This window comes from Bradyrhizobium sp. BRP20, from assembly GCF_020194215.1.
GTDB lineage: Bacteria > Pseudomonadota > Alphaproteobacteria > Rhizobiales > Xanthobacteraceae > Bradyrhizobium > Bradyrhizobium yuanmingense.
In genome coordinates this window covers 838,143-864,096 of sequence record NZ_JADYVY010000001.1, presented here as the reverse complement: position 1 = coordinate 864,096, position 25,954 = coordinate 838,143, and the positions used below count along the sequence as shown (strand labels likewise).

Here is a 25,954-nt window from a genome sequence, read left to right as displayed (position 1 = left end):
CCTTGAAGTCAGTTTGTCGTGAGTTGCCCCGGGCAGCGCTGGCCGCAAAATCGGGGCCTGTATATCGTCTGCGTCAGAATCGTTGCGTGCAGGCGTGCAACTTTCGAGAGGCCGGCGCGGTTTAGCCGAAACATCAATAAGCGATAACGAGCTGTTCCATGAAGGAACAGTTCACCCGAGGGGTGCGACACAATGCGTGACTGTTTGAACCACCGTGTGGGCTTTGACCGTGTCTTGATGACGGTCGCGGCGACCTTCCTCACGGTGTCGGCCAGCTCGGCCCTGGCGCAGGATCTGCCGCGCAGCAGCGCCGCGGAACTCGCGATCGAAGCCGCGATCCCGCGCCCCGAACCGGCAAACGTCCCGCCCCCGACTGCAGCCGACATCAAGCTCGACACCACCGCCACGGTGCAGGATTCCACGAAGGACGTCGCAAGGGATTCCGCCAAGGTGAACGTCGCGCCCACGGCGGACAAGGTGGAGACCAAGCCCTCCGACGTTGCCACCACACCCGCGCCGGAAGCGCCGAAGAGCGAGACTGCGAAAACCGAGCCGGCCAAGGCCGACACCGCAACGGCCACGCCGGCGGCTCCCGCAGCACCGGCCGCCGAACCGGTGAAGGCCGCAAGCAACGTGCCCACCGCCGACCAACCGGTCGCGGACAAGCTCAAGGACATCATCGGCGCTAAGACCTCGCGCCATTTCGACCGCAAGAACGAGCGTGCAGCGATTGAGAAGTTCTACGACGCGCGCGACTTCGCGCCGGTCTGGACGCAAGGCGGCAACCTGACTGCTGCGGCCAAGGGCGTGATCGCACGGCTCAAGGACGCGGCGTCCGACGGTCTCAATCCCGCCGACTATCCGGTGCCGGATTTCGCCGCCACGACCCCCGATGCGCTGGCTGATGCCGAGCTCAAGCTCACCGCCAGCATGTTCGACTATGCCCGCCACGCCCAGAGCGGCCGCATGCATTGGTCGCAGGCCGGCGGCGACATTCTCTATCCCGAGCATCCGGTCGATCCCGGCGAAGTGCTCGCCAAGGTCACGACGGCGGCGGACGCCTCCGCGGCGCTCGAGAGTTACAACCCGCCGCACAAGCTCTACAAGGAGCTGAAGGCCAAGCTCGCCGAGCTGCGCGGCCAGGGCAGCGGTCCGGTGATCGAGATCGCCGACGGCCCTGCGCTGAAATACACCCCTGCCGGCAAGAAGCAGGCTGAGATCGTCGTGGAAGATCCGCGCGTGCCGCAACTGCGCGCCAAGCTCGGCCTCGCCGAGAATGTCAGCGACACCCGCTACGACGCTGCGGTCGCCGAAGCCGTGCGCAAGTTCCAGACCGGCGCCGAGTTGAAGGCGACCGGCATCCTCGACGACAAGACGGTCAAGGCGCTCAACACCCCCAAGCGCGACAGGCAGATCGACGTGGTGCTGGTGAACATGGAACGCTGGCGCTGGCTGCCGCGCGAGCTCGGCGCGCCGTCGCTGGGTGATGCCTATGTCATCCTCAACATTCCCGATTTCACTTTGAAAGTGATGCAACGCGGCCAGCAGGTCTGGACCACACGCGTCGTCACCGGCAAGCCGGGCAAGCAAGCCACCCCGCTCCTCACCGAGACGATGAAGTACATCACGGTGAACCCGACCTGGAATGTGCCGCCATCCATCGTTTACAACGAGTACCTGCCGGCATTGCAGCAGGACCCGACCGTGCTTCAACGCATGGGCCTGAGGCTTGAGCAAAACCGCGACGGCTCGGTGCACATTTCGCAGCCGCCGGGCGAAGCCAACGCGCTCGGCCGCATCCGCTTCAACTTCCCGAACAAGTTCCTCGTCTATCAACACGACACGCCGGACAAGCATTTGTTCGCCAAGGAAGAGCGCGCCTTCAGCCATGGCTGCATGCGCGTGCAGAATCCGGATCAATACGCCTCCGTTCTGCTCAACATCGTCATGCCGAACGAGAAGTACACGCCGGAGCGCATCCGCAGCATGTACGGCAAAAGCGAGATCGACCTGAAATTCCCGACCCCAATCCCGGTCAACATCACCTATCAGACCGCGTTCGTGGATGAGGCCGGCAAGCTGCAGTTCCGCAAGGACGTCTATGGCCGCGACGCGGCCATGATCAACGTCCTGAAGAACAACCGCGGCAAGGACCTCGAGGCCGTCGTGGCGCATTCCCAGCCGAGCTATTCGCGTCCGGCAACGACGCTGCCCTCCGGAGTGGCCGTGGCCAACAACGGCAGCGGCTTCGGCTCGTCCGGGCCGAACTTCTTCGAGCGGCTGTTCGGGGCGCCCACCCAGGCCGTGCCGCCGGCACCGGTCGGCCGCCGTCCGCAACAGCAGCGGGTGTTTACCCGCTGACGCCCGTCCCGCACTCGTTTTCCTGAAATTCTGCAAGGAAATCAGCGACCCCGTCCCCAGGATGGGGTCGTTGACGTTAACCATGCTGCGACCTGCGATGGGGCGGCGGGCGTTTTTTTGCCACAGTCAACCGCTTAGGATCGTAATCTGACTTGGTTTGGGGGCGAGAAGGTCAACCTCAAATTAACCTTCTCGCTTTAAGAAAGCGTTCATCCTCTTTCGCGCTGCTAACGGGGTTGGCGGGAGAGTCCATTTGAACGCTCGTCGACTGGGTGGGCTCATACGTGCTGACTGGTCTCGCACGCCAATTCGTTGTGCTGTCGTTGTCCCATGCGGGCGTGAAGGCCGGATCCCGGATCGGCCTTGCGGCTGCATTGCTGCTTGCGGCCGCCGGTTCGGTTCATGACGCCGCCGCTCTGAACGAGACCAAGACGCTCTCGTTCCACCACACCCATTCCGGCGAAGACCTCACCGTCACCTTCAAGCGCGACGGGCGCTACGACGAGGCGGCGCTGAAGCAGCTCAACCACTTCCTGCGCGACTGGCGTACCCAGGAACAGACGGTCATGGACCGTCGCCTGTTCGACATCCTCTGGGAAGTCTATCGGGACGTCGACGGCAAGCAGCCGATTCAGATCATCTCCTCCTATCGCTCCCCCGCCACCAACGCCATGCTCCGCCGCCGCTCCTCCGGCGTGGCGCGCGCCAGCCAGCACATGCTGGGACATGCGATAGACTTCTACATCCCCGGCGTGCCGCTGGAGCAGATCCGCTTCGCCGGCCTGCGTCTGCAGCGCGGCGGCGTCGGCTTCTATCCCACCTCCGGCTCGCCTTTCGTGCACCTCGACACCGGCAGCGTTCGGCACTGGCCGCGCATGACGCATGACCAGCTCGCCCGCGTGTTCCCGGACGGCAAGACGGTGCATCTGCCGACCGATGGGGTGCCGCTGAAGAACTATGAGCTCGCCAAGGCCGAGATCGAGCGGCGCGGCAGCGGCGATGATGCCGGCAGCAAGCCGAATTTCTTCGCAGCCTTGTTCAGGAGCAAGCCGGCAGCTCCGGCCGCCAGCGACGAGGATGACGAGGGCGCGCCCAGCCCGGCCGCGAAGCCGGCGGCACCGACCGTCGTCGCAGCCGCCGCCAAGCCCGCCGAGCCGGTGCCGACGCCGCGCGCCAAGCCGCAGATCGCCGCCGCGATCCAGCTCGCGTCGGCCGATGCGCAGATCGTCGCGCCGCCCAAGCCGAAGCCCGCGCCCGTGGCTGACAAGCCCGCTTCCGGCAAGCCTGTTGACGGAAAGCCGGAGACCCCGGCCGACATCATCAATGCGCGCGGCTTCTGGGATGACGTTCCGGCCACGCCGCAGCAGGCGACGCCGGCGCAGGTCGCCGCGCTGAAGGCGCGCCAGGCGCTGGCCGCGGCCACCGATCCGCAACCGACCGCGAGCGTGTCCAACGCGGCCCTGCAAGCCCTGGCTTACGCGCCGGCGGCGTCCCCGGTCGACCGCGGCAATGTCGTCGCGGCCTCGGCGCCGATCCCGCGCACCACCCGCCCCCGTAGCGTGGCTCAGGCGCCGGAGATCAACAGCGTGGTCGGCAAGAGCGTCGACGGCAGGGTCGCAACCGCGACCCGCCTGTCTGCGGCCAAGGGCGAGAGCATCTGGCTCAAGATCGTGATGCTGTCGCCGAGCGCCAGCCATGCGATGTCGGTGACGCTGATGGGCGAGCTCGATACCGCGGCGCTGCGCGGCTATTTCGTCAAGCCGCGCTCGGTGATCGCGATGGGCTTCTCCGACGACCCGATGCAGGGCCTGTCCTGCGACAATTTCTCGGGCAGCGCGACCGCAAAGCTCGAGACGACGTCGTTCGTCGTGCGCACCGCCGCGCTGCACTGAGTCCTCTGTGCCAGCAAAGCTCTCTCTGTTCGTCCTTGCCCGGGGTCGATCAAGCCGGCAAGCCGGCCGCGATGAGGCCGGCCTCGTGACGCTGCCGGTCGGGCTCGCGCTTGTAGTGCAGCGTCGCAAGATAAGCTGCCACCGAGAATCCCGGTTCGCGCTTCAAGACCTCGGCGGCGTGAGCGCCGGCCGCGATCGCGTTCTTCATCTGCGCGAATGTCGCCGCCAGGAACGCATGATGGGTATAGTCGGGGCGCGTGATCCTTGAAAACGCCTCGGCGGCCTCGGCGTATTTCTCCGCGCAATAATAGGCGCGGCCCAGATGGCTCCAGAAGCGCTCGGGATGATAGGGGTTGAGACGCATCGCTTTCCTGATCCAGTCGATGCCTTCCTCCGGCAGGCCCAGCCAGGTCAGAAGCTCTCCCTGTTGCACGACGACGAGGTCGTAGTTCGGATTGAGGGCGAGTGCACGCTCCTGGTGATAGGTGGCCTTTTCGTAGTCGTGTCGCGTCAGATTGAGCGCGGCGAGAATTCGGTGCACGTCCGCGTCGTTGTCGTCGAGCGCCAACGCAATTTCCAGCTCCGAAGCAACCTGCTCGAAGGTCGCCTCGCGGTCGGCGCACCAGCCATAGATCCAGCACTGACCGAGCACGCATGCCTTCCAGGCATGAGCGTGGGCATAGTTCGGATCCATCGCCAACGCGCGGTTGAGCAGCGTCTGCGCCTGAGCGTTGTCGTCGCGGGTTGACCGATGATGCAGGAGCTTCGCAGCCAACACGCATTCGTAAGCGGGCATGTTGTCGGTCGGCTTGCGCTTGGTGCGGTCGTGCGTTGCGGCTTCTACCCGACCCGGCAACGTCGCCACGATCGCGCGGGTCATCTCGTCCTGGATGGCGAAGATATCCCGGAGCTCGCGGTCGTAGCGTTCCGCCCAGATATGGCGGTCGGTCTCTGCATCGATCAGCTGCACGGTGACGCGGACGCGCTCGCCGGCCTTGCGAACGCTGCCCTCGATGACATAGTCGACTCCGAACTCACGGCCGATGTCCTGGACCTTTACGGCCTTTCCCTTGTAGACGAACGTCGAGTTGCGGGAGATGACGAGCAGGTCGTGGAAGCGCGAAAGCTCGGTGATGATGTCCTCGGTGAGACCGTCAGCGAAGAACTCCTGCTCCGGATCGCCGCTCATATTGGCGAACGGCAGCACGGCGATGGACGGCTTCTTCGAAACACCCGGCGGCGTCAGAGCACGATTGGACCCGTCAGGCAGGCTTGCGGGCCCCTCCGCCAGCCGAATGCGGAAGATGCGGATTGGACGAGCGATGTTCTTGACGCTCTGTTCACCGAGATCGTCGAACTGAACGCCGTCGAGCCGGTCGCCGACCTGATCGCGCACCGCGCCGGAGACGCAGATTCCTCCGGGCTCGGCCAGCGTCTCCAGCCGCGCCGCGACGTTGACGCCATCGCCGAATATGTCGTTCTGATCGACGATGACGTCGCCGAGATTGATGCCGATGCGGAATTGGATCCACCGCGGCGGCGGGACGTCGGCATTGCGCCGCGCCATGCGGCGCTGAACCTCGGCCGCACATAGCACGGCATCGACGACGCTGTGGAATTCCGCGAGCATGCCGTCGCCGGTCGTCTTGATGATACGGCCGCGATTCTTGGCAATGGCAGGATCGATGAGCTCGACACGATGGGTCTTGAGGCGCGCAAGAGTGCCGGCCTCGTCGACCTCCATCAGCCGGCTGAAGCCGACCATGTCGGCAGCGAGAACCGCGGCAAGCCTGCGCTCTGGTCCCGGCACATCCATCGCTCGGTCCCTTCACCGAGCAACCTAGCAGATGCCGAGATTTTGCCCAAGCTTGGTGCGCTGCAACGCCGACCGGGCGGGGGGCCTCAGAGCATCCCCAGCGCCTGCATGTAGGTCTCGAGGATGGTCTCTGCCTCGGCGCGCTCGTTGGGGTCCTGCTTGCGCAGGCGCACGATGGTGCGCAGCGCCTTGACGTCGTAGCCGTTGCCCTTGCTTTCGGCATAGACGTCGCGGATGTCGTCGGAGATCGCCTTCTTCTCTTCCTCCAGCCGCTCGATGCGCTCGATGATGGATTTGAGCTGGTCCTTGGCGAATTTCGTCGCGGGCTCGTCGTCGCGGACGGCGGCGGAGGTGGCCATCTTGGTACTCCCAATGGAACTGGCAAAACGAGGTGACGCCGGCATCCCTCACCGCGCGTGCTGGGTAGACCCTTAGGGTCGGCGCTCCCAGCGTTCAAGCAAGCATCACGCTCGTCCACAGCGCGCCCACACCTTCCTGCGCCGACGCACAGAAAGCTGTTGTGTGGTGCGACTCAGGGCTCGGCGATGGGCCGTTCAATGCCCGTGGGGATGGACCTTCTTCATCGCCTCGAGCTGCTCGGGCGTGGCCGTGCCCTGGTGCTTCGCCTTCCAGGTCTCATAGGGCATGCCGTAGACGGCCTCCCGGCTCTCGTCCTTGCTCAAGGCGACGCCCTGGGCGTCCGCGGCGTCCTTGAGCCAGTTGGACAGGCAATTGCGGCAGAAGCCGGCCAGATTCATCAGGTCGATGTTCTGGACGTCGGTGCGGCTCCGCAGATGCTCGACCAAGCGCCGAAAAGCGGCCGCCTCGAGCTCCGTTCTGGTTTTGTCGTCGATTGCCATGGCTGTCTTCCTCAAGGTCCGTTCCGGGGCAGGGTTACGGGATCAGGTGGGTCTTGTCACAGATTTTGCCATATCGCGGCGCAAAGGGGCCACTGCCCGGCTGCCCCCGGCCCAACGCCAAATCGTCAATGATCTGGTATAGCTTCCGCGACAATGACTGCCGAATCTCCCCGCTCCCCGCTTTACCTGCTCGCCCGGTTGGTCCCGGTGCTGGTGGTCGCCCTGGCGTGCCTCTACGCCGGCCCGGCCTCCGCCGATTTCCGCCTCTGCAACAACACGTCGAGCCGGGTCGGGATCGCGCTCGGCTACAAGGACGCCGAGGGCTGGACCACCGAGGGCTGGTGGAACATCTCGTCCCGTTCCTGCGAGACGCTGCTGCGCGGCACGCTGGTCGCCCGGTACTACTACATCTACGCCATCGACTACGACCGCGGCGGCGAATGGTCGGGCCAAGCCTTCATGTGCTCCCGCGACAAGGAGTTCACCATCCGCGGCACCGAGGATTGCCTGGCCCGCGGTTATGACCGCACCGGCTATTTCGAGGTCGACACCGGCGAGCAGCGCGCCTGGACGGTGCAGCTGACCGACGCCAACGAACAGCCGGCGCAGCAGCGCGTGCCTGGCCTGCCCGGCCCGGTGGGCCCGGGCGGCGTTCCGGGTTTGCCCAATAGCCCGCCCGGTGCTACGCCCCCGGGCTCGCCCGGCCTGCCACCCCCGTCTGGAAATAAGCCATGAGGCGCCTTCGCCGTATCAAGATTCTCGCGACCCTGGGACCAGCCTCTTCAGACCTCGCGATGATCCGTCGCCTGTTCGAGGCCGGCGCCGACCTGTTCCGCATCAACATGAGCCACACCCCGCATGACAAGATGCGGGAGCTGGTGGCGACGATCCGCAACGTCGAGAGCAGCTACGGCCGGCCGATCGGCATCCTGGTCGACCTGCAGGGCCCGAAGCTGAGACTGGGCTCCTTTGCCGAAGGGGCGATCCAGCTCCAGAACGGACAGACCTTCACGCTGGATTCCGACAAGACGCCCGGCGATGCCACGCGCGTCCAGCTCCCGCATCCGGAGATCCTGGCGGCGCTCAGGCCCGGCCATGCGCTGCTGCTCGACGACGGCAAGGTGCGGCTGATCGCGGAGGAGACCTCGAAGGAGCATGCGGTGACGCGTGTCGTGGTCGGCGGCAAGATGAGCGACCGCAAGGGCGTCAGCCTGCCCGACACCGACCTGCCGGTCTCGGCGATGACGCCCAAGGACCGCGCCGACCTCGAGGCCGCCCTCGTCACCGGCGTCGACTGGATCGCGCTGTCCTTCGTGCAGCGCGCCGACGACGTCATCGAGGCCAAGAAGATGATCCGCGGCCGGGCCGCCGTGATGGCCAAGATCGAGAAGCCGCAGGCAATCGACCGCCTCGCCGACATCATCGAGGCTTCCGATGCGCTGATGGTGGCGCGCGGCGACCTCGGCGTCGAGCTGCCGCTGGAGCGGGTGCCGAGCCTGCAGAAGCAGATGACGCGGATGGCGCGCCGCGCCGGCAAGCCGGTGGTGATCGCGACCCAGATGCTGGAATCGATGATCCAGTCGCCGGTGCCGACCCGCGCCGAAGTCTCCGACGTCGCCACCGCGGTCTATGAGGGCGCCGACGCCATCATGCTGTCGGCGGAATCGGCGGCCGGCAAATTCCCGGTCGAGGCGGTCTCGACCATGAACCGCATCGGCGAGGAGGTCGAGCGCGATCCGACCTACCGTTCGGTGATCATGGCCCAACGTCCGGCGCCGGAATCCACCGCGGGCGATGCCATCGCCGACGCCGCGCGGCAGATCGCCGAGACGCTCGACCTGCCGGCCTTGATCTGCTGGACCTCATCGGGCTCGACCGCCGTGCGCGTGGCGCGCGAGCGGCCGAAGCCGCCGATCGTGGCGATCACGCCGAACATCACCGCCGGCCGCCGGCTCGCGGTCGCCTGGGGCGTGCATTGCGTGGTGGCGGAGGACGCGCGCGACCAGGACGACATGGTGAGCCGCGCCGGCCAGATCGCCTTCCGCGACGGTTTCGTCCGCGCCGGCCAGCGCGTCATCATCGTCGCCGGCGTGCCGCTCGGCATCCCCGGCACCACCAACATGGTGCGCATCGCCTCGGTCGGCCCCGAGGGCGACGCCAACATGTGAGGCCCGCCGAGGGCGGCCAAACAAAAAGTCGAAAAACAACCCCATGCACAGTAGCCGGCCACTCTGGCCGGTCTTGCCGGGGTTTTGCGAAAAGACACGCTCGGGCAATGGCCTGAGCGCGATCAGGTCGCCTTTTGGCTCGCGGCGCGATTTCTTCAGGTCCCGACCAGCGCCGTGTTCGCAGGCAGCAGCGTCTGCTGCACCAGGCCGCTATCGCTAGGAACCGGTTATATGGCCACCACCGTAGAATCCGAAGCCCGCGCCCGCCCGACGCTGGGCATCGTGCTCATGGCGGCCGCGATGCTTTCGATCCCGCTGGTCGATGGGATCGCCAAATATCTGAGCGCCGACTATTCGCCGCTCTTCATCGCCTGGGCGCGCTACGCCGTGGCAAGCGCCGTCGTCCTTCCGGTGGCCGCGATCAGGTACAAAGGAGAGATCTTTCCCGCCGAACGGCGCGCCTCCCATATGCTGCGGACGGTGTTCCTCGTCACCGGGATGACGCTTTACTTCCTGTCCATCGCGACCGTTCCGCTGGCTACAGCCGTCAGCGCCTATTTCGTGGGGCCGGTCATCGCGGTCGCGCTCGCCGCCATGGTCCTGAAGGAGCGTTTGACGCAACGAAAGATCGCGAGCCTGGCGCTGGGCTTCACCGGCGCCATCGTCATTCTGCGCCCGGACGGCGACATCGAGCCCGGCATCCTGCTGGCGCTCGGCGCCGGGCTAACGTTCGCGCTCTATCTGATCGCAACGCGGCAGGCTTCTCTGGTCAGCGATCCCGTCAAGACGCTCGCCTTCCAGTGTGTCGTCGGCATGGTGCTCCTGACGCCACAAGCCATCTTGACCTGGACCACACCGGCTTGGGACGCTGTCATGTTCTTTCTGGCTTTGGGTGCGCTCTCTGCTGTCAGTCATGTCCTGTCCATCGCGGCATTTCGCTTCGCCGAAGCGTCCACCCTATCGCCGCTGGTCTATCTCGAACTGCTCGGTTCCACAGCCATCGGCTATCTTGTCTTCAAGGATATCCCGCAAGGCTCCACGATCGCCGGAGCCGTCCTCATTGTGACCGCCGGGCTCATTCTTCTGAAGCGTCCCACCGGGGTTGATCAGTCCGGCCGGGAAAATGCTGATGTAGCAGGATAACAGCGGGCCCGGGCGATCCCGGTGGCGGTCGGCTCAGGCGCCGACCAGCGCCTTGGTCGTCGGCAGCAGCGTCTGCTGCACCACGAGGCCGCGGGCACGAGCGTCCATGACGCCGACGGCGCGCAGCGCCAGCAGGGTCACGGTCTGCACCGCATCGCGCATCTTGACGGGATCATCGAGATTGTCGGGCGCGAGCGGGCCGACGAGCGCCTCATGCAGCGCGCCGAGCAAGGCGGTGGCCGCAAGCGCGGTGTCCTGCGCCGGCAGATGGCCGGCACGCACGGCGGCGTCGATCCGGGAGGCGATCTCGCCGGCGATCTCGCGCCGGCTGGCAAGGCGCGAGGCGCTGACATCGACATCGACCGGCTCGGCCAGGATGCCCCAAGCCAGCCTGCGCTGCGACAGCGTATGCACCGCCACGGTGGTGACCGCGGCCGCCAGCGCCGAGGACGGCCCCGGCGCGGCATCTGCCGCTCTTCGGATCGCCGCGAGCTCGTCGCGGGAGACCTCGGCAATGAGCTCGGAGATCAGCTCGGCCTTGGAGGGGAAATAGCGATAGACGGTGCCGGCCGCGACATTGGCCCGTACCGCGACCGGCGCGATCTGCACCGCCGCCATCCCGCCTTCCGCCGCCGCCTCCCGCGCCGCCGCCAGTATGGCGCTGCGCCGCGCCGCAAGGCGCTTCACCACTTGATGCGTCCGCCGATAAACCATGGCGCGCTTCCTGTCCCACACGCCGGCCGCACGCCCTGCGGCCGAACGCTTCTCACGCACTAGATGCAAATCGCCCCGCAAGGACTGAACAACTATTCAGGGTGAATGACAAGATGCAAATGCGTGGGGCGTCATGGTGGGCGGACGGGGGCGTCAAACGAACCGGTCGAGAGACTGAACGAGTATTCTTGGAGGGCTTGGATCGCACAATGTGAATTCAGTGGTCGGTGTTTCGCCTGTGAGTGTTCCGGCTGGATTGCGCTACGATCATATACTTATAGGTTCATTTATCCTGTTCGCAGCCAGACGTTGACGCGCGCCTGGTGCAGTGTGCTGATGGCATCGATCTTCACTGCCAGGCAGTTTTCGAAGCCTCGAAAGACTCGGCGCTCTCTCAAGCTGCGGTGGACAGTCTCATGGACGAACGGAGCGTGCGTCATGAAGCGGCTCTTGGGCCTCGCGCTCATTCTCTTTCTGATGCCGACGCCAGACCGCGCGGCAGCCGGTGAATTATTTTCGGTGCGGTGTGAAGGCGGCATTCCCGCCCGCCTCTACTTCGCGACGTTCGACGTCGATGCCAAAGCTGTCGTGTTTGAGACGCCGCCGATAGACCTCGAAACAAATTTCGGCATCACTACACGTTCTGGAGAAATCATTTCCAAAAACGATGGAAAGATCGAATTCATGCTGCGCGTTCGTCCAGGTCGGATCGGCCTGATCTTTGATAGCAACAAGAAGACGATGACTTGGCCGGGACTCGACGACCCCACCTTTCGGCCGACATTAACCCATCCGTGCACTGTCACGCCCCCGAGAAGCATTTTGAGCTTAGGGGTTCGCGATCCCATTCTGAATCCGATCTCTGTACGCTGTGAACACACGGGCGCTGTGTACTTCACGATGGATGCAGCTTCGAAACAAGCACTCTTCGAGCGTGGCAAGGAGGGAAGAGGGTTTCGCGGTGAAGTCACCGATGCCGGCCAGGATGACGTCACGCTCTCGATGAATTTCGAGGTCCCCCGCCGGGTCGTATGGAGCAGAAGCCGCCAGACCATCACGATTGAAGGCATCGATGGCGATGCAGCGCGACCTCGCACTGTCGTGCAATGTCAAGAAGTCCCGCCTCGAACAATGATGGAATTCCATAGAGAGTCGCAGCGGTAAGAGACGCCTCTCCACGGCAGCAACAATCAAAGAAAACGAAAGACTGGGCGACCGTGCCGACGACATGAACGTTGATGGTGCGTCGTCATGAGACGCAAACTCGCTGCACGCGGAGCAAGCTGCGCCATTCTCGTTCTGGCGTTGCCCACAGCCATCTTTTCGGCCGAGCAGCCGACCAAGAACCAAACCCTCCAAGTCCGATTCGCGGCACATTTGGTCCCGGCAAGCTCATCTTGGAGAGGAGAACGAAAGATGCTGCTCACAGCCGGATCCGAGCTGCCCGTTATGTACTTTCTCGATAAGCCTCCGAGCGATATTCGCACGTCAACATTACCCACGACGGCCAAGGAAGTACTGCTGGCGAGAGTGCGGCTACTGGGGACTGCGGCCGGCCTGGGTGGGCGGATTCCACCGGGAGGCCGTGGGAACGATTCTCTCAGGGAGCGTCTCGCGGTCAGCCTCAGGGTTCTCGAAGTCCAGAGCGGAAATGCATCGGTCGACTCGGTCTTCGACGCGACGTTCGGAGTAACTGATCAAACCCATTCCCTAATTCCGGTGCCGCGTACCAAGTCCGAGCTGGAGAGGGATTATTTTGTCGTCGTGTACGCGGACGATGGCGGTCATTGGCATTTGGCCGGATTTCCGATGAGCGAGGCAGAGTATCAGAGTTGAGAAGAGAAATTCTGGAACGATGAGCGCGAGCGCATGGGCATCAGGCCCTAAACGCTGCAGGTCGACCCGGAGGACCGATTCGAGCCCTCGACTACTCGCGACTTTGACGTGCAATCACGCAAAGTTCCCGCATTGATTCATACAACTTTAACTGGCTATCCATAGTCATACGGTTGTAAATTGGAATTCGGCAATGCATTTCACGAGCGGGCTTTCTGCGGTTCAGCGACCCGGCTCTGCTCGTGATGTTCCCGGCGCCGATGGCGCCTTGATGCTGGAACGCGCGGCCATTTCCTCCGATCTGCGAGAGGTCATGTCCCTGCCCGCGGCCGACAGGCTGCGGCGATCGTGGGGGGCGAAGCAGCGCGGCAATGCGCTTGCAGCCATCGCCGTTGTCGTCTGCGTGATGCTGGCGGGCGCGCTCTACACCCTGGCGATGGGCGAAGACGTCAACTGGGATTGGCAGAACTACCACGAATACAATGTCTGGGCCGTTCTCAACGGCCGCTATGGCGTCGATGTGGTCCCGCCGGGCTTTCAGACCTACTTCAATCCGCTCGTCTATTTTCCGGTCTACTATCTCCGCCATGTGCTGCCGGCGCCCTATGGGCTGATGATCATCGGCGCCATTCACGGCCTCAACCTCGCGCTGATCTGCCTGTTCGCACGTCTGGTGCTGCGCCAGGCCGCAACCATCGCGTCGGTCGCAGCAGTGGTCGTCATCGCTGCCTCGGGTCCGATGACGCTCTCGGAAGTCGGCACGAGCTTTTCCGACGTGCTGCTGGCCTTGCCCGTGATCGGCGGCTGCCTTCTGATCCTGGTGGCGGATCGCCGACCGGCGATCTGCGTCCTGCTCGCGGGATTGCTGATCGGTGCCGCCGTCGGGCTGAAGCTGACCAATGTCGTCTACGCGATCGGCGCTGCCGCGGCGCTGATCGTCTCCGCGCGTCCGCTGCGGGCGATCACGCTTCTTGGCATCGGCGGAATGGCCGGCGCGGCGCTCACCGGCGGGGTATGGTGCCTGATCACGTGGCGCGACACCGGCAATCCCATCTTCCCGCTGTTCAATGCACTGTTCCAGTCGAGCGAGGTGGCCGGCGTCAACCTGATGGACGCGCAGTTCATGCCTCATGGCGTGCTCGACGCACTGGCCTACCCCTTCTACTGGCTGATCGGCGACCACCGAGGCGCGGAGCATCCGTTCCGCGACGCGCGCTTCGCGGTGGTGACGGTCCTGCTCGTGCTCGGCCTGTGGGTCCGCGCGAGGCGCAAGCGCGCGATCCTCACCCGGGGTGACGTGCAGCTGGTGGTGCTGTTTGCGGCCTCTTACCTCGCATGGCTCGGCTTGTTCTCGATCCAGCGCTATGCGGTGGTTCTGGAGCTCTTGTGCGGCCCGCTGATCGTTCTGTTGCTCGCGCGCCTCGCCGGGAGCGTGGGGCCGACATGGCTGACGGCGTCCCCTCGTCCGCTCGCCGCGCTGACGTTGACGGTCGCAGTCGCGATCGCCGCGTGGTCGCAGCCGGCGGATTGGTGGCACCGCCCCTGGTCCGACGTCTACCGGCCGAAGATCGCCCACGAGCTCGATCAGCCCGCGACCTACTTCATTCTCGGCAAGCCGCTCGCCTATATCGCGCCGCAGCTGCCCTCCGAGTCGCGCTTCTACCTGCTCGCCGATATCGCCGTGCCGATCGTCCCCGGCGGCATCTTCGACCAGCGCATTCGCGCCGGGCTGAAGGCGCCGCTGCCCGGCGGCATCCGCGAATTGCACATGCGCGGCGAACCGGACCGCAGCGCGCTGCTGGATCGCTACGAACTCACCATCGATCGCTCCCGGCCCTGCGCCACCATCGAGGGCGCCCGCCCCGGCACGGTGATCGAAAGTTGCCCGCTGATCGCGCGGACTGCGCATTAGTCGCCGTCCGCGCGGAACTCAAACTTGAGAACCATCGCGCCTCTCGAACAGAGGCCTTACCCTTTGAGCGTACAATGAGTCATGGCAAGCTTGGCACAGGCAATCCAGCATCAGTAAGGATCTACGCGTCCCTCACCGTGGTCGCTGCGGCCATTCTGCTGGCGGTTGTCATATTTGACTTCCAACTGGCAGCATCCCAGTCGTTCCCATCGTTCGTACTTGACCCAGGCGGCTTTCCGGTTGGTCGAGATTTTCTGAACACTTGGATAGGCGGCCGATCGGCTTTTTCCGGCGGCCCTGCGGACTGGTTTGATTCCAGCGCCTACATGGCTGCGATAGCGAAGGTGACCGGCATTCCCGATTTGGCACCTCTGTATTGGTCGTATCCGCCGCATCTTCTGTTCGTCATTTGGCCCTTTGGTTTGCTCGGTTTTCTGCCGTCGTACATTGTGTGGTGCGTCACCGGGCTCGCCCTGTATGTTTGGGCGGCAACATCATGTGGTGTCGAACGAAAATACTGGGTGTTTCTGGCCGTCGCACCTGCCGTCACGGTTAACGTATTCCTCGGCCAAAATGGCTTCTTGACCGCTGCGCTCTTGATCGGCGGTCTGGCAAACCTCGAGCGGCGGCCGATACTCGCTGGAATTTTGTTTGGTATGCTGACTATCAAGCCGCAACTCGGTCTCCTGCTTCCGATCGTGCTGGTGCTGGGAGGGCACTGGCGAGTCATTGGTTCAGCCGTCGTCATGACGGTGTCGCTTGTCGCCGCGACTGCAGCATGGTTTGGGCCAGAAATCTGGATCGCATATTGGCATAAAGTTTTGCCGCAACAGCACGAACTGCTCGACGTGGCAGGTATCATGGGCTGGCCGATCGTTGCCTCAGCCTTGATCAACGCCCGCCTTGCGGGTCTTCCGGCTGATTTGGCCTGGGTAGTGCAAGGAGCGGCGTCGGTATGCGCCGTCGGTGCAGTGGTTTGGACATTCTGGCGCAAGCGCGATCCGGTCCTCTCACTAGCGCTCTTCGTTACCGCCACCTTCTTGTTTTCGCCCTGGATCATGAACTACGACATGGTCGTATTCGGATGGATTGTCGCGCTCCTGCGTCAGCGCGGAAACGAAACGTTCGTGGATCAAATTCTTTCGCTTGCGTTATGGGCGTTGCCTATTCTGATGTTCCCATTCGGCTTCGCGCAAATACCGATTGCTTTACTGATCCTCCCCTTGTTCGCCGCGCGTCTCCTATGGCGGTTGTCCAATGGCAAAACAAAGCAGGCCTCGTCAGTGGCATCGCCAGCTTTAGCTTGAGTGGCGACATTTCCCATCTGACGTCTGACCAGTGCCTGTGCCCGACCGAGCTTCTCAGCTCGTTCGTGTGAGAGCGACCTGCGTTGATGCGGTCTCGGCACTCCGCCAGGCTGCGCAGCGTCCGAGGATCAGCCCGAACACGATCAGGATCGCCGGGAAGCCGACCGGCTGCCCGAGAAACAGGAAGCTCGCAAGCAGCGCGAAGACGAGCGCCAGCGCCATCACCTCGTGGCGTGCGAAACCTTCGTCGAGACCGGCTCGGATGAGGAAGGCCACGGCGATGCCCAGCACGACCAGATCGTACATGAAGAGATAGGGCGTCGTCAGCAGCGCCGCGGTCGCGAGCATCGCCGCCTTGAGGGCATAGGGCAGCCGGCTCCGCCACACCACGACCAGCGCCACGGCAACAGCTGTGGTCAACACCCACTGGAAGATCCATGCGAGCTGCTCGGTGCCGCCGAGATAGCGCACCAGCGCGAAGATGCTCTGCATCTTGAACCAGGGCGCCCTGCCCTCGGTCAGGAAGGCCTGGGAGAACATCGGAATCCAGTGGAAGAACGCCTGCCAGCTTTCGGTGCCGAAGGCGAACCAGGATAGTGCAGCGATCGCAACGGTGACGATCGCGGCGCTGAACAGCACGGTCCATTCGGCGGCGGCGAGCAGGACAAGCGGAAACAACAATCCGTATTGCGGCTTGTAGCTGAGAAGGCCGAGGCAGATTCCAGCCAGCACCGGCCGCGTCGGCAACAGATAGAGCATGCCGCCGATCAGCGAGGCCGTGAGGAAACCGTTCTGCCCGACCAGGATGTTGAGGAAGGCGGCCGGAAATCCAACCGCAATTACCAAGCCCGCGTTGCGCCCGATGATGGCGCGCATCACGGCGAGATAGGGCACCATGCTGAACGCGGCCCAGCCGATGAACGCCACCGCATAGGGAAATTGCGCGAGGAAGGACGCGACGAACAGGAAGGGCGGCGGATAATGCCAGGCGAAATGGCCGACAAAATCCTGCTTGAGAAGCGCAAGCTCGACCTGCTTCTGAATGTCCCAATCCCAGGCCTGCGCGGGATGCCCCTCGAGCGCCAGTCTTCCGGCCGCCCAGACGTTGACGAAATCAGTGGGGATGCCGCGCCCGTCGGCGTCAAAGATCCAGAGATGGGCGAGATAGGCCGTCGGAAAATACGCCAGCGTGACGATCGCCAGCACGAAGGAGATGTTGACGAGGATCGCTGGGACCGCACCGTGACGGCCGATTGCAGGCGGAACGGAGGAGGCTTCGGCCATGCGGCTTCCTTACGCGATCATGTGAGACGGATGCGTCCAAGCCATACACCCGAGTGACTTGAAGGAGGCTTAAGCCCGATCGTCGAACGCCCCGCGCCGAATTCCCGGGCAAAGCAAAAGAGCCCCGTCGATGACGGGGCTCCTCGCTATTCCGCTGGTCGTCCAGCCTTACTTGAGGCTGGTCGAGATCGAGCTGAACTTGGCGTTCAGCGTGGTGCCGAGGTTGTTGACGACGGTGATGATCGCCAGCGCGATGCCGGCAGCGATCAGGCCGTATTCAATGGCGGTGGCGCCGGATTCATCCTTCATGAAACGCGCAACGAGGTTCTTCATAGAGTGCTCCAAATGAGTACACGAGGCTACAACTGATCTGGTCTCTTCGGCTTCCCAGCGCCGCCCGACCATGGCAACGGAACGTAGAGGCAAAGAATTGCACCGCAGTTAATTCGGCTGCGTAAACACCGAGCGGATTGCGTGTATCGGCCCATGGTAAATCCAAGTTCGAAACAATCCGTTAAATTGTAAGCATCTGACGCCGGCCTGGCGCGGCCGGTTTACCCGAAGTTATGACCCGCGTGGTCCAATGCCGCCCGCTCGGGCCGGCAAGAACAACCAGGACGACGAGGCGGCATGTCCCTTTCCTTCGCCAACAGCATCGCGGTGCAGGGCCGCGCGCGCGCTCTGGCGCCGTTGTGCGTCGGCGCCGGCGCCTATCTGTTCTTCCTGTTCCTGGGCGACACGCTGCTTCAGGATTCCGACTCGTTCTGGCAGATCAAGATCGGGCAATGGATCCTCGATCACCGCGCCATGCCAATGATCGACTTCTATTCCTTCACGCGGACGGGCGCGCCGTGGATCTCGACGTCCTGGCTGTCGCAGGTCGCGTTCGCCTTCTCGCATGCGCACTGGGGCTGGGCAGGCCCCGTCATCCTCACCGCGGCCGCCGTCGCGCTCACCGTCGCGATCTTCGTCCATCTGCTGGAGGCGTATATCGGAGCCCCGCGCGCGGTGCTGTTCGCGATGTTGGCGCTGCTGCTGTCGATCCATCACGTGCTGGCGCGGCCGCATATCCTGGCGCTGCCGGTGATGGTGGCGTGGGTCGGCTTGCTGATGGCGGCTGCGAGCCGCCGGAGCGCGCCGTCCTGGACCTGGCTGCCGCTGATGGCGCTGTGGGCGAACCTGCACGGCGGCTTCGTGCTCGGGCTCGCGCTGATCGGCCCGATCTCGCTCGAAGCGGTCGAGCATGCCGGGAAGGGACGGCGGCTTGCCCTGTTCATGCGCTGGGTGCTGTTCGGAATCGGGGCGCTGATCGCGAGCTGCTGCACGCCGTACGGCTGGCGAACGCTGCAGGGCGCGACCAACATCCTCAGCCTCGGCGAGCTGCTGACGCTGATCGTCGAATGGATGCCGGCGAACTTCGCCACGTTCACCCCGTTCGAAGGCGCCCTGCTCGCCCTGATCGCATTCGGTTATTATCGCGGCCTGGTGCTGTCGGCACCCCGGATCTTCCTGATCCTGTTCCTGACCTGGAGCGCGCTGAGCCACGTCAGGAGCATCGACGCATTTGCATTCCTGGTGCCGCTGGTGCTGGCAAAGCCGCTCGGCGAGATGTTCCCGCAGCCGGCGCTTGAGCCCGCCGGTGCCGACAGCTGGCCGGGCCGCTATGTCACGGCGCTCGGCGCGCTGATGATCGTGGCGGCAAGCTGGACCTCGACCTCGCTCTATCTGGGGCACCACCGCTTCACCTTCACGATGACGCAGACGCCGGTTGCCGCGGTCGACCTGCTCGAGCAACGCAAGGTGCAGCGCGTCTTCAACGCCTACCAGTTCGGCGGCTATCTGATATCGCGCGATATCCCTGTTTTCGTCGATGGCCGCGCCGAGCTCTACGGCGAGAAATTCATCATGGACTTCTTCAAGGCGACCGAGGGCAAGAAGCCCGAGCTGCTGCCGCGCCTGCTCGACGAGCACAAGATCGACGCGACACTGCTGGGCGCGGATGCGCCGGGCCCGCAGATCCTCGACCAGCTCAAGGGCTGGAAGCGGATCTATGCGGACGACATCGCCGTGATCCACGTGCGCGACGCCGCAGACGGCGCGACCGCGGCGCCTTCGAAGTGACGACCCGCTCCAGCGCGCGTCTTCGGCCTCAGCGACTTCATCAGATGGTTCCTTCCAGCAACCCGATCCTGACAGATCCGGCGCGTTCCGCCCCGGACCGAGCCGTGGCGATGATCGTGCTTGCGATGCTGGCTGTGGTCTCGTTTGTTCCGGTGCTGCTGACGCCCATTCCGGCGATGGTCGATTATCCCAATCACCTCGCCCGCATGTCTGTTCTGAGCCAGAACGGCACCGCGGGTGCAAATCCGTATTACGAGGTGAGGTGGGCCTTCTATCCCAACCTCGGAATGGACCTGCTGGTCCCGCAGCTGGCGCGGCTGACGAGCGTCGAGAACGCGACGCGGCTGTTTCTGTTGCTGAGCCAATGCCTGATCGTCACCGGTGCGCTTCTGCTCGAATGGGTCCGGAAGGGACGCATCCATCTCGCCGGTTTCGCCGCGCTCGCTTTCCTCTATTGCCTGCCGTTCAGCTGGGGTTTCGTGAACTTCGAGTTCGGGCTCGGCCTCGCGCTCTGGGGCATCGCCGTCTATCTGATGCTGGCCGAAGGCCCCTGGCCGCTGCGCTTCATGGCCAATCTGATCTTCGTCGCCGCGCTCTATGTGGCGCATTTCTTTTCGCTCGGCATCTATGGCGCAACGCTCGGCCTTTTCGAGCTGTCGCGCATCCGCCAAGGGCGGGTCGCTTATCCCGTCGCGGCCGCGCGGCTTGGCGCGCTGGCCCTACCGGCGCTTGCGCTGCTTGCGATCATGCATGTCACGGCAGGCGCGATCGGAAGCCAAGGCAACGATTGGTTCCTCGCATTCAAGCCGGTCTGGCCGCTCCGCATCATGAACGGCTACAATCTGACGGCCGCGGCGGTGACCGGGCTGACCCTCATGACCGCGTTGCTGTTCGCCGCAAGGCGCGGCTTGCTCAGGCTCGAGCCCGCCGGGATTTGGATCGCGCTCGGTCTTGCGCTCCTGTACGTGGCCATTCCCTCGAGGCTGTTCGGGACCTCTTTCGCCGACCTCCGCGTGTTTCCTGCTGCGGCGCTGATCCTGCCGGCGTTCTGCTCGCTGTCGCTGCCAAGCCGGGCTTGGCGGATGGCTGCACTCGCTGCGATCAGCGGCATCACGCTGATCAATCTCGCCGTTGTCTTCACGGTATGGCTGCCCTACCGCACTGACTACGCGGCCATTGTCGAGTCGTTCCGCAAGGTCGAACGTGGCTCGCGCGTCCTCGTCAGCAATGCGGACGAAGCTGGCGACCCGCCCTTCGCCGATCTCACGGCGTATCCGATGTATTATGCGCCAACGCTGGCGGTGCACTATGCCAATGCGTTCGTGCCCAATCTCTTCACGGAGGCGGGCAAGCAGCCTGTTCGGGCCGTCGAGGCCGTGCGCCATCTTGCCACTCCGGATGGCGGACTGGTGTCCTCAGGCCTGCTCACCGCGATAGCAGCGGGCCACCCGCCGGCGGACTCGCCGCGCTTTGTCCGCACCTGGCACCGGGATTTCGACTACCTCTATGTGCTGGGACCGCGGGCCGCAAACCCGCTGCCGGATCTGCTGGAACTATTGGAGACCTCGGATCGGTTCGTGCTCTACAGGATTCGCCGCAAGTCCTGAGAAAGGCGACCTTAACCACCTGCCCATAGACTTCCGCCCCTGCAACCCAGCTGGACTCCTTCGCATGGCGGCCAATTCCGGACCGATCCGCTACAGCCTCGTCATTCCCGTCTTCAACGAGGAAGCCGTACTGCCGATATTGTTACGCCGGCTCGACTTGCTGCTGTCCCGGCTCGACGGGCCGGCAGAGGCGATTTTCGTCGACGACGGTAGCAGCGATTCCAGCTCGATCGTGCTGCAGGCACTCGCCGTGCGCGACGCCCGCTTTCGCTATATCGGCCTGTCGCGGAATTTCGGCCATCAAGTCGCCATCACCGCCGGCATGGACGCCGCGCAGGGTGACGCGATCATCGTCATGGACGCCGATTTGCAGGATCCGCCCGAAGTGATCGAGCAATTGATCGCAAAATGGCAGGAAGGCAACGACGTCGTCCACGCCCGCCGCTTGTCGCGCGAGGGCGAAAGCCGATTCAAGCGCGCGACCGCACACCTGTTCTACCGGCTGCTCGGCAAGATGTCCTCCGTCGGCATCCCCGCCGACGTCGGTGACTTCCGCCTGATCGATCGCAAGGTGCTGGACGCGCTCAGGCAGATGCCGGAGCAGGATCGCTTCGTACGCGGCATGATCGCCTGGCTCGGCTTCCGCCAGGCCGAGGTCACCTTCCATCGTCTCGAGCGCGCCGCGGGCGAGACCAAGTACCCCCTGTTCAAGATGATCCGCCTAGCGGTGAACGCCGCGCTCGGCTTTTCCGATCTGCCCTTGCGCCTGGCGATCTGGTGCGGATTGACCGTCTCGGCATTCGCACTGCTCTACGGCGGCTGGGTCGTCGTGATGTGGCTGAGCAACGACACTCATCTCGTGACCGGCTGGTCCTCGACCATTGTCCTCCTCTCGCTCTTGTGTGGAATGAACATGCTGATGACGGGGATCGTGGGTCTTTACGTCGGCCGCATCCATGCCGAAGTAAAGCGCCGTCCACTGTACGTGGTCCAGAAGCGAGCCGGCTTCGATCGCAACGAGGCGGCGACCGTACCCGCCAAGCACGCAATCAACGAGTGATCCGCCGCAATCATCTCGGACGTGAGGCCAACACCTGGTCTTCGATGCTGCTGCCGAGCGGGCTTTACTGCATCTCCCGACGCTTGTGGACGACCGCCACATCGTCGCTGTACACGCGCTGCCAGTGCGGCAACCGATCAAGCATCGCTGTGGCGGGCGTATTCGGTGCGAGCAGCGTCGCGCGGATCTTGTAGTCGTCGAGCAGCTTGAGAAAATCTCCGAGGTCAATCAGCGCCAGGGCGCGATTGTAGCGGTCGATGAACGGTCCGCCGAACAGTTCCGCGCGGCCGTCGATGAAGGTTGGAATGCCGGCAAAGACCAAATAGCCGCCGAAGGAATAATCGTTGAGCAGCGGCCCCGCCTTGGCGAGGTCGGCACGGGCGACCGCCGCCTCGGGGGTGATGAGGGGAGCCGGCCGGATGTCGCGCGCCAGCGCCAATCCACTCATCCCGGCCAAGATGCCGAATGCCGCCAGGTTCAAGCCACGCGAGGAGCGGTCGGTCTCGTTCCCGCTCGGCCCGCCGAACCTCCGGGCCAGCGGGGCCGCGAGGTAGAGCGGCGCCAGCATGGCCAGCAGATCCGCATTGCGCATCTGCGCCAGCGCGAAATGGAGCAAGCCGATCACCACCAGGGTCCGCACGACCGGCAGCGTGACGCCGCGCGAGAGCGCGAAGATGCCCCCCAGCAACAGCAGCTCGAAGCCGCCGATGCGGCTGAAATCCTGCGGCCGCCATTCCGCGATCCAGGCGAGCGCGGGACCGAGGCCGAGCGTCGTGATGGGCATCAACAGCGGTTCCGGCCCATGCGGCGTCAGGCAGGATGCGGCGACGGCAAGCAGTGTGAATGGCACCCAGCGCAGCAGCACGCGTGGCCATTGGCTTCGCTCCTCGCGCAGCAGCGCCTCGAGCACCACGGGTCCAATCAAGCCAAGCGCCAGCACTCCGCTGCCGTGCAGATTGCCCCACACGACCAGCAGCGGCAGGGCCCAGTATGGTGGCGGCCTGCCATGATCCATGCAACGCACCAGGGCAGCCGCCCAGATCACCATGATGGGCATCACGAGCACGTGTGGCCGCGCCAGCATGTGCGGCGCCGTCAGGATGACGGCCGCGATCACCATGATCAGCGTCTGGGTCGGCGACAGCTCGCGCAGCAGGAAGTATGTGAGCAGACCAAAGGCGAGTGCGATCGCCGCGGCCGCGACGACGACGACGCCGGACCAGCCTGACAGGACGTAGGCTCCGGCATAGATGACTTCCGACAGCCATTCGAACGTGATCCAGGGCGCGCCATGCTTCGAAAACGAAAATGGATCGCTCGTCGGCAGGGTCCCATGCGCCATGATCCAGCGCCCGAGCTCGACGTGAGAATAGCTGTCGGGATCTCCGAGCAGCTTCGGGCCGACAGCCAGCAACACAGCGTAGACGGCGAGCCCCACAGCCCAAGGGAGCACTGCACGCGCCGAAAACGGTTGAACCGCGCTGGAGACGACCTGATCAGTCATGGCGGGCCAAGCTAGGCCTTAATTGTTAAGGTGTTCTTTAATGTTTCACCGATCGCGCGTGCGGAAGCGAGAGAACCGCCATCGCAACGTCCGGGTCCTCCGCCGAAACGCCACGCGGGCGCTATCGCACGAGATCGATCAGGAGCAACGCGGCGCTTGTGAACAGTCCTGCGATCGGCACCCAAATGGGCACGAAGAACACGCCGGCGGGAGGCTTGGATTCTCTCGTCTTGATGCGAAGAAGCGCCAGGTTGACCAGGACGAAGATCCCGAGCGTCAGGCGTGAGGTCCATTCGGCCAATCCGGTCAAGGGAACGCCGAGGGCGAGGATCAGGATGGCGCCCACGCCGAAGAGGGTTGCAACCACCGGCGCGCGGCTTCTGGCGTTCACCCTGGCCAGAAAGGCCGGAAGGCTGCCTTGGTCCGCAAGCCCGTACAGCACACGTCCGATCATCAGCATGTGAACGATGATCCCGTTGACCGTCGCAACGATCGCGATGACGCTCAATGCCGAGAGGGGAAGACCGGTCAACCGCTGAAAGACAAGTGCAAGCGGAGCCGAGGCGTGCGCGAGCTCGGCCGGGGGCACCGCGACCACCGCGACCCAGACGACGATCATGTAGAGGAGCGCCGTCACGCCGAGGGTGATGAAGAGCGCCCAAGGCAGCGTTTGGGACGGATTCTTCATTTCCTCGGAGATGTTCACGAGGTGCTCGAACCCGATGAATGCAAACACGGCGAGCAGCGATGTCTGTGCGATCCCGGTCCACGCTGCTTTATCGCTCAGGGGAGCCAACAGTTCGGGCAGCCGGGAGACCAGGGCGTCGCCCTCAAACAGCCCGGCTCCGACAATGAGGACCAATCCTCCGATCTCCACGACCGTCATCAAGCCGGCGAAGCTGATGGACTGAACCGCGGAGAGGCAGGCGATCGCTCCCATCGCGAGCACAACGCCGGCGATGATCCAGCTGGCAGGCAGCGGCAGGAACACGCTGATGTAGCCGGCGCTCCCCACGGTGATGGTCGCGCCCGAAATCGTCGCTGCAGCCACCACGAGCAACCCTGTGGCACCGCTGAGCCATTTTCGATGAAACGCGGCCTGGACATAGGCGGCCTCGCTCGCCGCGACCGGCAGTCGCGTGCCCAGTTCGGCAAAGCTCCCGGCCGTCACGCCCATCACGACCGCGGCAACGAGGAACGCCAGCGGTGCATGCATTCCGCTCCGGGCGGCGGCCGCGCCCACCAGGACGTAGATGCCGGCGCCGATCGTCACGCCGAGCCCATAGAGGACCGCGTGCGTGAGCGTCAGCGATCTGACGAGTTTCGTAGACCCGAGCGGCGCCACCTCCTGCATCACCAAGCGTCAATGCGAAAACAGGATCGGCACCGGCGGCTTGGACAGCAGGCCCCTGGTCGCGCCGCCGAGCACGAATTCCCGCCATCTCGGCGTTCCGTACGCGCCCATCACGAGGACGTCGATGCCATGGGACAGCACGTAAGATGTGAGGACCTCGTCGATCGGCTTGCTCTCGGCATCAATCTCATCCAGCACGACCTCTATGCCGCGACGAGCCAGGTTCTTCGCCAGTTCTCGGCCGGAATGTCTGGAATCCAGGGGCTTTTCATTGGTGACAGTCACGACGCGCACACTTCTTGCGCTTTCAAGCAAAGGAAGTGCGTCGGAAACCGCTCGCGCAGCGGTGCGGCTGAAGTCCCAAGCCACGCAGATGGCGTCGAGCCGCAACGGACGCGACCGCGGGCCGGTGGGCAGGATCAGCGTCGGCCTGCCGGATTCGAAGATCACCTCCTCGGCGTACCCCAGATCATGGGAGTCCGGCACCGCCATGATCGTGAGATCCCGAAGCCTTGCATAGTCAACCAGCAGCGCGGCCTCGCTGGCGGTTGCACAGTGCTCGAAGATGGTCTCATGCCGGACGCCGGATTTGTCGGCGGAGGCTTCGAATGCGGCAAGCAGGGCTTTCGCATTCTCGCGGCTCTTGGCGGCCTCGCGCGCAATAAGCGCGGGTATGTCCAGGATGACATCCCCGAGCAGGCTTGCGCGCACCTCCGCATGGACCTCGCAGGAAATGGCTGCGAGGTGCGCCCCCAGGGTGGCGGCCACCGAGACGGCATCGTCGATCACTGAAACCGGCGTCGGCTCCGGGTAGCTCGCCAGGGTCAACAGAACATCCTTGAAAGCCATGTGTGCCTCCTTTGACGAGTCGGAACCTAACGCTGTCGAGATGCTCCTTCTTGACCCACCGCAACCGATTTAGCCGGATGGCTGTGGCAAAACGGCCCAGGCTCGAACGATGGCGCCGGAACAGAACGCTCTGGTTCGGCGGCGCCTGCCTTGCGGGAGGGGCCAG

21 protein-coding genes are annotated in these 25,954 nt (G+C 64.3%); 12 read left to right on the top strand and 9 right to left on the bottom strand.

Going from position 1 to position 25,954, the window contains the following annotated elements; translation table 11 throughout:
- Positions 1-192: 192 nt before the first annotated feature.
- Together I6F33_RS04100 and I6F33_RS04095 are read left to right on the top strand one after the other, a co-directional pair.
- Positions 193-2,361, top strand: a complete 2,169-nt coding sequence (locus tag I6F33_RS04100) for a murein L,D-transpeptidase (RefSeq protein ID WP_225141184.1) — start codon at positions 193-195, stop codon at positions 2,359-2,361.
- Positions 2,362-2,633: 272 nt separating this feature from the next.
- Positions 2,634-4,253 carry a DUF882 domain-containing protein gene (locus tag I6F33_RS04095; RefSeq protein ID WP_225141182.1) on the top strand — a complete coding sequence of 540 codons (1,620 nt, stop codon included), beginning with the start codon at positions 2,634-2,636 and terminating at the stop codon, positions 4,251-4,253.
- Between the two features lie 49 nt (positions 4,254-4,302).
- Here the strand turns inward: I6F33_RS04095 and I6F33_RS04090 are convergent, their stop codons facing one another.
- The 3 genes from I6F33_RS04090 to I6F33_RS04080 all read right to left on the bottom strand — a co-directional run bounded on the left by I6F33_RS04090 (position 4,303) and on the right by I6F33_RS04080 (position 6,929).
- Positions 4,303-6,069, bottom strand: a complete 1,767-nt coding sequence (locus I6F33_RS04090; protein WP_035998656.1) for an adenylate/guanylate cyclase domain-containing protein — start codon at positions 6,067-6,069, stop codon at positions 4,303-4,305.
- Between the two features lie 86 nt (positions 6,070-6,155).
- Entirely contained in the window at positions 6,156-6,428 is a 273-nt protein-coding gene (locus I6F33_RS04085) for a DUF2312 domain-containing protein (protein WP_018641571.1), read from the bottom strand.
- 195 nt (positions 6,429-6,623) lie between these two features.
- Positions 6,624-6,929, bottom strand: a complete 306-nt coding sequence (locus tag I6F33_RS04080; RefSeq protein ID WP_035998652.1) for a DUF1244 domain-containing protein — start codon at positions 6,927-6,929, stop codon at positions 6,624-6,626.
- A 153-nt stretch (positions 6,930-7,082) separates the two neighbouring features.
- Between I6F33_RS04080 and I6F33_RS04075 the strand changes: the two genes are divergently transcribed.
- The 3 genes from I6F33_RS04075 (at position 7,083) to I6F33_RS04065 (ending at position 10,240) form a co-directional block, all read left to right on the top strand.
- Positions 7,083-7,664, top strand: coding sequence for a DUF1036 domain-containing protein (locus tag I6F33_RS04075; RefSeq protein ID WP_035998649.1), 582 nt, complete (start codon positions 7,083-7,085; stop codon positions 7,662-7,664).
- Complete coding sequence (pyk, locus tag I6F33_RS04070; protein ID WP_036021924.1) at positions 7,661-9,097, top strand: pyruvate kinase; 1,437 nt, start codon at positions 7,661-7,663, stop codon at positions 9,095-9,097. The genes I6F33_RS04075 and pyk overlap by 4 nt, the downstream gene beginning before the upstream one ends.
- 231 nt (positions 9,098-9,328) lie before the next feature.
- Positions 9,329-10,240 carry a DMT family transporter gene (locus I6F33_RS04065; RefSeq protein ID WP_035998642.1) on the top strand — a complete coding sequence of 304 codons (912 nt, stop codon included), beginning with the start codon at positions 9,329-9,331 and terminating at the stop codon, positions 10,238-10,240.
- Between the two features lie 33 nt (positions 10,241-10,273).
- Here the strand turns inward: I6F33_RS04065 and I6F33_RS04060 are convergent, their stop codons facing one another.
- Positions 10,274-10,954, bottom strand: a complete 681-nt coding sequence (locus I6F33_RS04060; protein ID WP_057028549.1) for a TetR/AcrR family transcriptional regulator — start codon at positions 10,952-10,954, stop codon at positions 10,274-10,276.
- 438 nt (positions 10,955-11,392) lie between these two features.
- On the opposite strand from I6F33_RS04060, the gene I6F33_RS04055 reads away from it, so the two are divergent.
- The 4 genes from I6F33_RS04055 (at position 11,393) to I6F33_RS04040 (ending at position 16,009) form a co-directional block, all read left to right on the top strand.
- Positions 11,393-12,118, top strand: a complete 726-nt coding sequence (locus tag I6F33_RS04055) for a hypothetical protein (protein ID WP_225141180.1) — start codon at positions 11,393-11,395, stop codon at positions 12,116-12,118.
- A gap of 252 nt (positions 12,119-12,370) precedes the next feature.
- On the top strand, positions 12,371-12,790 hold the full coding sequence (locus I6F33_RS04050) for a hypothetical protein (protein WP_225141178.1): 420 nt from the start codon (positions 12,371-12,373) through the stop codon (positions 12,788-12,790).
- Positions 12,791-13,103: 313 nt separating this feature from the next.
- A complete protein-coding gene (locus I6F33_RS04045; RefSeq protein WP_225141176.1) occupies positions 13,104-14,702 on the top strand; it encodes a glycosyltransferase 87 family protein in 1,599 nt (532 codons plus the stop codon).
- Between the two features lie 74 nt (positions 14,703-14,776).
- Positions 14,777-16,009 (top strand): glycosyltransferase family 87 protein, encoded by a 1,233-nt coding sequence (locus I6F33_RS04040; RefSeq protein WP_225139259.1) that lies wholly within the window; start codon positions 14,777-14,779, stop codon positions 16,007-16,009.
- Positions 16,010-16,063: 54 nt separating this feature from the next.
- Here I6F33_RS04040 and I6F33_RS04035 read toward each other — a convergent pair whose 3' ends face one another.
- Together I6F33_RS04035 and I6F33_RS04030 are read right to left on the bottom strand one after the other, a co-directional pair.
- Entirely contained in the window at positions 16,064-17,293 is a 1,230-nt protein-coding gene (locus I6F33_RS04035; protein ID WP_225141174.1) for a glycosyltransferase family 87 protein, read from the bottom strand.
- A 168-nt stretch (positions 17,294-17,461) separates the two neighbouring features.
- The gene (locus tag I6F33_RS04030) at positions 17,462-17,626 is read right to left on the bottom strand and encodes a Flp family type IVb pilin (protein ID WP_128264172.1); all 165 of its coding nucleotides are present in this window, start codon (positions 17,624-17,626) and stop codon (positions 17,462-17,464) included.
- Positions 17,627-17,923: 297 nt separating this feature from the next.
- Here I6F33_RS04030 and I6F33_RS04025 point away from each other — a divergent pair, with 297 nt between their 5' ends.
- The 3 genes from I6F33_RS04025 (at position 17,924) to I6F33_RS04015 (ending at position 22,081) form a co-directional block, all read left to right on the top strand.
- Entirely contained in the window at positions 17,924-19,414 is a 1,491-nt protein-coding gene (locus tag I6F33_RS04025; RefSeq protein WP_225141172.1) for a hypothetical protein, read from the top strand.
- A gap of 44 nt (positions 19,415-19,458) precedes the next feature.
- Positions 19,459-21,021 (top strand): hypothetical protein, encoded by a 1,563-nt coding sequence (locus tag I6F33_RS04020; RefSeq protein ID WP_225141170.1) that lies wholly within the window; start codon positions 19,459-19,461, stop codon positions 21,019-21,021.
- A gap of 64 nt (positions 21,022-21,085) precedes the next feature.
- Positions 21,086-22,081 (top strand): glycosyltransferase family 2 protein, encoded by a 996-nt coding sequence (locus tag I6F33_RS04015; RefSeq protein WP_225141168.1) that lies wholly within the window; start codon positions 21,086-21,088, stop codon positions 22,079-22,081.
- Positions 22,082-22,145: 64 nt separating this feature from the next.
- On the opposite strand, the gene I6F33_RS04010 is transcribed toward I6F33_RS04015, so the two are convergent.
- From I6F33_RS04010 to I6F33_RS04000, 3 genes are all read right to left on the bottom strand, one after another.
- Positions 22,146-23,585 carry a hypothetical protein gene (locus I6F33_RS04010; protein ID WP_225112949.1) on the bottom strand — a complete coding sequence of 480 codons (1,440 nt, stop codon included), beginning with the start codon at positions 23,583-23,585 and terminating at the stop codon, positions 22,146-22,148.
- Between the two features lie 121 nt (positions 23,586-23,706).
- Positions 23,707-24,939: an APC family permease gene (locus tag I6F33_RS04005; protein ID WP_225141166.1), complete on the bottom strand. Its 1,233-nt coding sequence runs from the start codon at positions 24,937-24,939 to the stop codon at positions 23,707-23,709.
- Positions 24,940-24,948: 9 nt separating this feature from the next.
- On the bottom strand, positions 24,949-25,788 hold the full coding sequence (locus tag I6F33_RS04000) for a universal stress protein (RefSeq protein ID WP_225141164.1): 840 nt from the start codon (positions 25,786-25,788) through the stop codon (positions 24,949-24,951).
- Between the last annotated feature and the right edge of the window lie 166 nt (positions 25,789-25,954).